Genomic DNA, 8,463 nt, shown 5'->3' with positions numbered 1-8,463 from the left:
GATCCGATCCTTTCCTGGCGATCATCTCCCGCGCCAGCTGCGCCGCCTCATCGGTACTCTCATTGGGCTTCGTGCCGGGAACACCGGCGAGCGCATAGAGATACCAGGCCTTCACTTGCGGCTCGTTGGCCACGGCAGGAGGAAGCTGCTTCCAGGCCGAGACGGCTTCCCTGAAATCTCTCTGGAGCGCCTTGCCCCTCACCGTCCGGTAGGCACCCCGCAACGCGCTGGCATGCCGCCAGCTCTTCATCTGCCGGATGGCGGGCACGCCCGCCGCCGCGACCAGGATGACGGCCACGCCCAGGACGAGCATTCGCCGGAAAGAAAGGCTTCCAATTCTCATGGGGACCTTCAAGTCAGTCGAGTCTACCCCCCTTCCCCGGAAGGCGGCAATCCCCTTTCGCAATTTGCCTTCGGATGGCACTCGAGGACCGAAGCCACGGTCGCTAGATCACCTGAGGGAGATGCGGCAGCAGCTCGTGTCCCAGCGCTGCTGACTTTTCCCCGCGGTTCTGCCGAAAAGCTCCTTGACGGCCAGTGATTCCGCGCGTATTAGGAAATCAATAGACGTCGGTTCGGCGCGTCCGCAGGGGGTGCAATGCGTGGGCTCAGGTTCCTCATCCTTCTCTCCTTGCTTGCCGTTCTCATCGGCGGAAGCTCGCTGCCCGCCGCCTCGCGCCGGTCGGCTCAGGCCTCCGCCAGCTCCTATTTTCCGCTGCGGGTTGGGAACTACTGGATATATCAGGGACCAACAACGGTAACCGTCACCGAACAGGTCGCCGGTCCCGACGGCCTCTCCTACTTCGCCGTCAACAACTTTCTCGACCAGCACACCCGGTACCTCCGGGTGGATCGAGCCGGCCGGGTGTACGAGCTCGATCGTGAGAGCGGAGCAACGTCCGTCCTGTACCTTCTGGGAGCGCCCGTAGGGACCGAGTGGACCTATCAGCCGGTGGAATATGGGAGGCAGTTTTGCCTTCCTACGACAGCCCGCCTGCTCAGCCGGACCGAAACCGTCCATGGGCCGGCCGGCGAATTCCATGACGTGGTGCAGATCGGCTTCGCTTCCGTGTGTGCGGACGGCGGACTTTCCGTCGAGTATTTCGCACCCGGCGTCGGCCTTATAAAGAGGACCATGCAAAGCATCGAAGGGCCAAGGTCTGCGGAGTTGGTGGCCACGAATCTGGGGCCATCGAGCCGGAATCTCATGACCTCGCTGACCCTGGACCGTACCGTCTACATCCAGGATGTCATGCCGATTCTGGACCCTCAGCACCTCTCCTCCCTCGACGCGCAGTTCTTCCTGCGCAATCGGGATGCAGAGGTCAACTTCGTCTTTCAGGGATGCAAGAGCGCCACGTTCCGGGTGATCGGCGCCGACGGGAAGGAGTGGATCCAAAAGCGGGGAGACGATGGCGGATGCTGCTCGTGCGCCTCGCCCGTCAACTTCACCCTCCAGGGCGACAACCTCTTGTTCCGGGTGCGCATCCCGCTCGTCCTGGAGGACGGCACCCCGCTGCCGGGAGGGACCTACGCGCTGGAAGCGACCCTCGATGACCTGAGCCTGCCCGACATGCTCCGCCCGTCGGCGCGGATCCCGTTCACCGTGATCCTGATCCAGTAGTCTCGCGTCTCAGGATTGCGCGACCCGGCCGGGGATATCCTCGGCGCGCTGGCTGGCGCGAAACTCGATAATGCGTGCCTCGGCGAGCCCGTGACTGCAGAACGGATCCTCCGCCATGATCGCCTCAATCTTCTCGCGTGATTCAGCCACGGCCACGATGATCCCTCCCGTGCGCGGGATCTGCCGGCCGGAAATCAGGAAATTCCCTGCGGCGTAGTACTTCTTGAGCCACGCGACGTGGGGGCGCATCTGCGCGTCGATCTGCTCGAGAGATGCCTTGTAGGTGAGCTCGACGATGAACATCGGTTCCTTTCCTGCCGATCTGTCTGGCTCGAGGGCGGTTACTGAGCCAGCCGGTGATACTTGATCCGGTGCGGCTGGTCGGCGTCGGTACCCTTGCGCCGGTGGAAGTCGGCGTTGTAGTCCTGGTAGTTTCCCGCGAACCAGACCACCTGACTGTCGCCCTCGAAGGCGAGCATGTGGGTGGCAACCCGATCCAGAAACCAGCGATCGTGGCTGATGATGACGGCGCAGCCGGCGAACTCGAGGAGCGCCTCCTCCAAAGCCCGCAGCGTATCGACGTCGAGATCGTTGGTCGGCTCGTCGAGCATCAGGACATTGGCCCCTGTCTTCAGGATGCGCGCCAGGTGGACCCGGTTACGCTCACCGCCCGAAAGATCCTTTACCTTCTTCTGCTGATCGGACCCCTTGAAATTGAACGAGGCGACATAGGAGCGTGAAGCGACACTTCGTTTGCCAAGAAGAATCGGGTCCTGTGATTCGGTAATCGCTTCCCAGACGTTGTTCTCCGGGTCGAGGAGGTCACGGCTCTGGTCCACGTACGCCAGACGCACCGTCTCGCCGAGGCGCAGCGTGCCGGCATCCGGCTTCTCCTGCCCCGCGATCATGCGGAACAGCGTGGTCTTGCCGGCCCCATTGGGGCCGATCACCCCCACGATGCCACCGCGCGGCAGCTTGAAGCTGAGGCCTTCGAACAGGATCCGGTCGCCGTAACCCTTGCGAAGGTCCTCGGCCTCGACCACGACGTCGCCCAGCCGTGGTCCCGGGGGAATGAAGATCTCGACCGATTCCGGAGCCCGCTCCGCTTCTTCGGCCAGGAGCTTCTCGTAGGCCTCGAGGCGCGCCTTGCTCTTCGCCTGGCGCGCGCGCGGCGAGCTGCGCACCCATTCCAGCTCACGCGCCAGAGTGCGCTGCCGGGCGCTCGCGGTTTTCTCCTCCTGCGCCAGGCGCGCCTGCTTCTGCTCCAGCCAGGAGGAGTAGTTTCCTTCCCAGGGAATGCCGGCGCCGCGGTCGAGCTCGAGGATCCAGCCGGCGGCGTTGTCGAGGAAATAGCGGTCGTGGGTGACCGCCACGACCGTGCCCTGGTATTCCTTCAGGAAACGCTCCAGCCACGCGACCGATTCGGCGTCGAGATGGTTGGTGGGCTCATCGAGCAACAGCATGTCGGGGCGCGACAACAGCAGCCGGCAGAGTGCGACGCGGCGGCGCTCGCCGCCGCTGATGGTTGAGACGTCGGCATCGGGCGGCGGACAGCGCAGGGCCTCCATGGCCATCTCGAGGGTCCGATCGAGCTCCCAGGCGTTGGCCATCTCGATCTTCTCCTGCACGTCCGCTTGTTCCTCCAGAAGCTTCTCCATAGCTTCCGGCTTCATCGGCTCACCCAGCTTGTCGCTGATGGCGTTGTACCGGTCGAGCAGGGCGCGCGTCGTCGCCACCCCCTCCTCGACGTTGCCGAGGACGGTCTTGCCGGGGTCGAGCCGGGGCTCTTGCGGCAGGAAGCCGATTCTTATCCCTTTGGCCGGGGTCGCCTCGCCGGCGAAATCCTTCTCCTCCCCGGCCATGATCCGCAGGAGAGTGCTCTTGCCGGAGCCATTCAGGCCGAGGACGCCGATTTTGGCACCGTAATAGAACGAGAGCCAGATTCCGCGCAGGATCTCGCGCTTCGGCGGGACGACTTTGCGCAGGTCCTTCATCGAAAAGATATATTCGGGAGACACGCCTCTCCTCCGAATCGCATGGTTGAGCGAAGGAGGAAGTTTAGCCTATTTACGGTTTTCGATTATGGTGCAGCACCTTCCCCCGTCATCGATTTCACCGATCCCGCCGGCGGTAAGGGTCCGGCGCAAAGCCAGGCTCCTCGAAACCGCGCGCTCTCTCACGCCGCGACAGCGACTCGCCATAGGGATCGTGCGCCGGCAGGACGCCGAGACGCACCAGGCTGTCGTAATACTCGTAGCGGAGCTCGAGGACGGCGGCCGGCGTTTCTTCGCAATCGAAGAAGACCTGCTGGACTGGGTGGCTGGTCTCCTCTCCGATTCCGGTCGCGGCGTAGTCGTCGGACTTCTTCGGTTGAATATCGGAGCGCTTTCCCGAGGTCGATTCCCGCGAATCCGGCGCATCCTTTTGCTTCTCGGGGGCGGGCGCACCTTCGGATGGTCCCGCCGAATCCAAGGGCGCCGGTGCGCTCTTATCGTCCCTTCCGGAGTTGCTTTGCTCCCGCTCCCGGTACGGCGCTTCGGTCTGCGGCTGACTGTAGATAGCGATCGGTCGCCGCTTCTCGCGGAATACGGCGGCGGCGATAACGCCCAGGTTGTTGGTCTTTCCCAACCAGCTGCCGTACGACTTCTCCTCGGTCGTGAAGAAGAAATGCCGGGCCGTCGCCGAGGAGACCTGCCATCCGTCGATCGTGATCGTCTCGAACGGGCCGAGGACCCATTTCCTGGCGTCCCTGGCGGTCGTGGTTCGGGCGTCGATTGTATTGAGACCGTCGACCGAAAGGGCGATCGCAATCCGCTCCGCCGTCTGGTTGTGCAATCTCACGGAATACTCGCGGTGCTTGATGGCCTCGATATAGCTGGTTCCCCGGGCGGGATACTCGGAGACCGGGGTTCCACCGATCAGGATTTCCATCGAGTACCCTCCCCGATCGATGGCGAGAGCTTTCCCTGTGAGAACGAGCCCCGCCGCGACGAACAGGGCGGCGCCGAACAACACCCTCCGCAACGCTTTGCCGGTCCGGGTCAACATCATCCACCTCCATAAAGGCCCGATTCACGGGCGCGATGGATTGGACAGCAGCCGGCCTCGAAAGTTCCCGGCCTGGCTTCTGGTTGACGGACGCCTGTCACGCTGGAGGAGGACCTTGTATCCGAGGCAAGGACTTGCAGGATGGTGTCAGTCCGCTGACGATGCGGAGGTCACTTTGTAGCCATAGGATTCAACGCTCGAGGAGAGCAGAATTGCGGATTCGATCCACATCCATTAATCGCGGTTCCCGCGGTCAGCGCGAGGAACGCCAGTGCGGCCATACCGATCCCCGACGTTGGAGGGTTCGAATCATCGCATTCCATGCCCGCCAAACAGATACACAAGCACCAGCACGATCAGGACAATTCCGAATATCCCCACGCCTCCATTGGTCCCCCATCGGGAATACCCGTAATAGCCGCCGCCTCCGCCCAACAGCAGGAGCAGAACGATCAGCAGTATCAGCATCGAAATTCTCCCTTCAGGTTGTGACTCCCGCCGAGTGAGCCTTCTCACTCGGTTGAGCCTCATGAGCATTACGCTGTCTAGCATGGAGTCAGAGACCCTGCGGGGCTATGGGGTGTTCTCCCCTTGGGTCAATACCCCATAGTGCCCACAGGGTTTCCCGTCCTATCCTTGCATTTCCAAGGCACACGAGATTCCACCGGACTGAAGGGTGCATGAGTCGTCGCGATTGCCCTGGAAAAGAAAGGCACACATGAAATCAGCAAACGCACGCTATCTGCTCGCCACCGCCCTGCTGGTGCTCGCCACGGCGACGGCAAGTGCCGAAGAGGTTACGCTCAACTCCATATTGATCGCCCACAGAGCGGGCGCAACGGCCGGCGGCATCATCGCCGTGGTCAACAATCCGGCCAATACCATCGCCATGGCAGCCGGCGACCTCGTCACGCTTCGCGCCGCCGGCGTGCCGGAGACCGTTATCACCGCCATCAATGCCCGTGGCGTGGCGCTCTCGCCACAGCCCATTCCGCTCCAGCCCGACGATCCTCGCCTCGTCGATCTCGTGAGTCTCGTCAAGTCGGGAATGTCCGAATCCATCATCGCCGAGCAGGTGAGACAATCAGACCCGGCGTTCAATCTCTCTGTCGCGGATCTTCTCTACCTCAAGCAAAATGGCGTTCTGGAGTCGATCATCGGGGCCTTGATGGCGACCCGTGCCGGGACCCAGGCCGCGCCCGGAACCGCCGCGACCGCTCTGGTCGGCTCGCGAGAGCTGGTGTTCGATGATCTCGTGCTGGTAAAGTCGATGTCTCTGAAGAAAAACCGGTCGGGTAGGCTGGTCATGCAAGGCGACTTGCTCGCCTGGGTGGATGGTGGCGACCCGAAGAAGAACTTCGAATTCCAGATCTCCGGCCTCGAGAAGGTGTGGTTCACATGCCAGGCGCGGACTCCTGAGAACTTCTGCTACCAGATCAACCTCCAGATCGTGAAGGGCGCCCAGTACCGGTTCCGAGACGTGAATCACGAGTCGGGTTCGAACGCTTCTGTCCTGAAGGTCATGGACGCGCTGCGCAAGTACTTCCCGCAGATCGCCTTCGGACCGCCCGACGCCTGACCCCTCGTCTAATCATAAGGAGGATGAGATGAAAAAGACCCTGATCACCGCGACGTTCCTGGCTTTCCTGGGACTCCACTTCCAGAGCGGTGCCTTCGCGCTGCAGACCGGCACCGGGGATTGGAATCTCGATTACCAGCTTGGCAAGATCAACGAACGGGCGAAAGCCGACCCTGATGGATTCATCCAGCATCTCAGCCAGAATTACGGCATCCCGCAGGAGGAGATCCGCCAGGCGAGGGAAAAGCACGGACTCAGTTACGGAGACACCTACATGGCCACTGCCCTCGCCCGGAATAACCACCGGCGCGTGGGCGATGTGGCGGCCGAATACGAGCAGAATCAGGGCAAGGGGTGGGGCGTGATGGCCATGAACATGGGCATAAAGCCCGGATCGCCTGAGTTCAAGGAGCTCAAGGCGGGCGCGCGCGGCACCGTGGACCACATGAAGACCATGGCCAAGGACAAGAAGAAACAGCAAAAACAAGAGATGGGAAAAGAGCGGGAACACGGCCCGAAGAACAAGGACGAAGGCCAGGGGAAGAATCAGGGGAACGGCAAGAAGAAGTAGTTTTCCGCAGGAAGAGGGAAACGTTTGATATTCGCGAGAGTGGCCATCCTCGGTCCGCTGGTTCTCGGAGCAGCGATGAGCACGCTCGTGGCCGCGCCGGTCCGAGTGCGCTTCGTCGAGGGCTCCCTCCACGGGTTCCTCGCGTTACGCTCGATCGACGGCGCGCTGGTGGCGGAAGGCGATCTCCTCCAGACCGTTCGCGGTGAAGTGGCCGAGAAGCGGATGGTGTTCCGCTTCAAAGATGGATCGGTGCTCGAGGAGTCGGTGGCCTTCACCCAGAAGATCGTCTACACCATGCAGAGCTATCACCTGTTGCAGCGCGGACCCATATTCCCGGAAGACGTCGAGATTTCGATGGAGCGCGCCACCGGGAAGTACAGCATAAACACAAGGGCCCACGAGGACGGAAAAGAAACTGTGCTCCAGGGGACATTCGAGCTGCCGCCCGACGTCTACAATGGCCTCATCCTTAGCGTCGTGAAGGACCTGCCCAAGGGGGCCAGCGAGACCGTCCATTTCATGGCCTTCACGCCCGAGCCCCGGCTCATCGAGCTGGTAGTGGCGCCGGCCGGCGAGCAGAAGATTCTGGTCGGTGATCTCGCCAAGACCGCCGTCCACTACAAGTTGAAGCCACAACTTGGGATCTGGCTCAGGCTCTTCGCCACGGTGCTGGGGCGCGTTCCGCCGGACGAGCATGTCTGGATCCTCATGGACGACGTGCCGGCGTTCGTGAGGTTCGAGGGGCCGCTCTACCCGACAGGGCCCGTCTGGCGAATCCAACTGTCGAGTCCCCGCTGGCCCGAATGACCGGACTCCGGGCGCCCGTTGTCGGCGTACCCGCCGGTGGACCACTACCCCGCACCCAATCCGATGGTCCGCTTCACCCGCTTCGGAAAACGCACCTTACTCGCCCAGCAATTCCGCCACCGGCTGCAGTTGCTCCACGTGCTGCGCAACGACTTTCACGATGACAATGATCGGAATGCTGAGCAGCATGCCCCAGACTCCCCAGAGCCACGCCCAGAACAGCAAAGAGATAAATACGGCTGCCGTATTCATTTTGGCGATTTTGCCGGTCATCCATGTGGTGATAAAGGTGCCTACGACCGTGGCGATCGCCAACGACATCGCCGCGACCAGCAGAGCCAGCGAAAGCGAGTCGGACTGCATGAAGGTCACCAATCCCATGGCCGCCGCTGTGACGCCCGGACCCAAGTAAGGGATGACATGAAGCAACCCCGCTGCGACTGCCCATGCTCCCGCGTTTTCCACGCCGATCAAGCGCAACGCGATCCAGGTCAGTAGCCCCACCAGGACGTTGGTCATCAAAAGCATGAACATATATTTCTGGATGGAGTCGTTGATATCATCAAGGATGCGCACCGTAATCTTCTTGTTCGACAGTAAGGGCCCCGTGAGTCGCACCAGCTTGCGCTTGAAGGTGTCGCCGGCCAGCAAGAGAAAGAACACGAGGAAAACCACCATGGCCGCTTCGGCCATGAATCCGAGGGCTCCCATGGAGCCCACCAGCAAGAGGTTCTCGAGCTTGAATGCGGGTTCGTCGATGACGACGTGCGTGGCGGGCTGCTTGGCCGTGGATGGACTGTCGGCCGCCTGGCTGGCAGCTTCTTCGATCTCGCG

10 protein-coding genes are annotated in these 8,463 nt (G+C 62.0%); 4 read left to right on the top strand and 6 right to left on the bottom strand.

The window, feature by feature from the left end; genetic code table 11:
• On the bottom strand, positions 1-343 hold a 343-nt coding region (locus tag VFW45_11335), incomplete at its 3' end, for a hypothetical protein (GenBank protein ID HEU5181377.1).
• 255 nt (positions 344-598) lie between these two features.
• On the opposite strand from VFW45_11335, the gene VFW45_11330 reads away from it, so the two are divergent.
• A complete protein-coding gene (locus VFW45_11330) occupies positions 599-1,624 on the top strand; it encodes a hypothetical protein (GenBank protein ID HEU5181376.1) in 1,026 nt (341 codons plus the stop codon).
• A 9-nt stretch (positions 1,625-1,633) separates the two neighbouring features.
• On the opposite strand, the gene VFW45_11325 is transcribed toward VFW45_11330, so the two are convergent.
• The 4 genes from VFW45_11325 to VFW45_11310 form a co-directional block, all read right to left on the bottom strand.
• Positions 1,634-1,927, bottom strand: a complete 294-nt coding sequence (locus VFW45_11325; GenBank protein ID HEU5181375.1) for a YciI family protein — start codon at positions 1,925-1,927, stop codon at positions 1,634-1,636.
• A 38-nt stretch (positions 1,928-1,965) separates the two neighbouring features.
• Positions 1,966-3,642, bottom strand: a complete 1,677-nt coding sequence (gene ettA / locus VFW45_11320; protein ID HEU5181374.1) for an energy-dependent translational throttle protein EttA — start codon at positions 3,640-3,642, stop codon at positions 1,966-1,968.
• Between the two features lie 94 nt (positions 3,643-3,736).
• Positions 3,737-4,675, bottom strand: coding sequence for a hypothetical protein (locus VFW45_11315; protein ID HEU5181373.1), 939 nt, complete (start codon positions 4,673-4,675; stop codon positions 3,737-3,739).
• Positions 4,676-4,981: 306 nt separating this feature from the next.
• The gene (locus VFW45_11310) at positions 4,982-5,140 is read right to left on the bottom strand and encodes a DUF3309 domain-containing protein (GenBank protein HEU5181372.1); all 159 of its coding nucleotides are present in this window, start codon (positions 5,138-5,140) and stop codon (positions 4,982-4,984) included.
• Between the two features lie 208 nt (positions 5,141-5,348).
• Here VFW45_11310 and VFW45_11305 point away from each other — a divergent pair, with 208 nt between their 5' ends.
• The 3 genes from VFW45_11305 (at position 5,349) to VFW45_11295 (ending at position 7,629) form a co-directional block, all read left to right on the top strand.
• Positions 5,349-6,251: a hypothetical protein gene (locus VFW45_11305; protein HEU5181371.1), complete on the top strand. Its 903-nt coding sequence runs from the start codon at positions 5,349-5,351 to the stop codon at positions 6,249-6,251.
• A 28-nt stretch (positions 6,252-6,279) separates the two neighbouring features.
• Positions 6,280-6,822 carry a hypothetical protein gene (locus VFW45_11300; GenBank protein ID HEU5181370.1) on the top strand — a complete coding sequence of 181 codons (543 nt, stop codon included), beginning with the start codon at positions 6,280-6,282 and terminating at the stop codon, positions 6,820-6,822.
• Between the two features lie 75 nt (positions 6,823-6,897).
• The gene (locus VFW45_11295; protein ID HEU5181369.1) at positions 6,898-7,629 is read left to right on the top strand and encodes a hypothetical protein; all 732 of its coding nucleotides are present in this window, start codon (positions 6,898-6,900) and stop codon (positions 7,627-7,629) included.
• A 96-nt stretch (positions 7,630-7,725) separates the two neighbouring features.
• On the opposite strand, the gene VFW45_11290 is transcribed toward VFW45_11295, so the two are convergent.
• Positions 7,726-8,463: AI-2E family transporter (locus tag VFW45_11290; protein HEU5181368.1), on the bottom strand; the 738-nt coding region annotated here is incomplete at its 5' end.

It is taken from the genome of Candidatus Polarisedimenticolia bacterium (genome assembly GCA_035764505.1).
Lineage (GTDB): Bacteria > Acidobacteriota > Polarisedimenticolia > Gp22-AA2 > AA152 > AA152.
Note: the sequence above shows the minus strand (reverse complement) of the source record. Positions and strands in the feature narration are given on the sequence as shown.

Coding starts and splice junctions, on each gene's coding strand:
- VFW45_11330 (HEU5181376.1), top strand. CDS start 599: ATGCGTGGGCTCAGGTTCCTCATCCTTCTCTCCTTGCTTGCCGTTCTC.
- VFW45_11325 (HEU5181375.1), bottom strand. CDS start 1,927: ATGTTCATCGTCGAGCTCACCTACAAGGCATCTCTCGAGCAGATCGAC.
- VFW45_11315 (HEU5181373.1), bottom strand. CDS start 4,675: ATGATGTTGACCCGGACCGGCAAAGCGTTGCGGAGGGTGTTGTTCGGC.
- VFW45_11310 (HEU5181372.1), bottom strand. CDS start 5,140: ATGCTGATACTGCTGATCGTTCTGCTCCTGCTGTTGGGCGGAGGCGGC.
- VFW45_11300 (HEU5181370.1), top strand. CDS start 6,280: ATGAAAAAGACCCTGATCACCGCGACGTTCCTGGCTTTCCTGGGACTC.
- VFW45_11295 (HEU5181369.1), top strand. CDS start 6,898: ATGAGCACGCTCGTGGCCGCGCCGGTCCGAGTGCGCTTCGTCGAGGGC.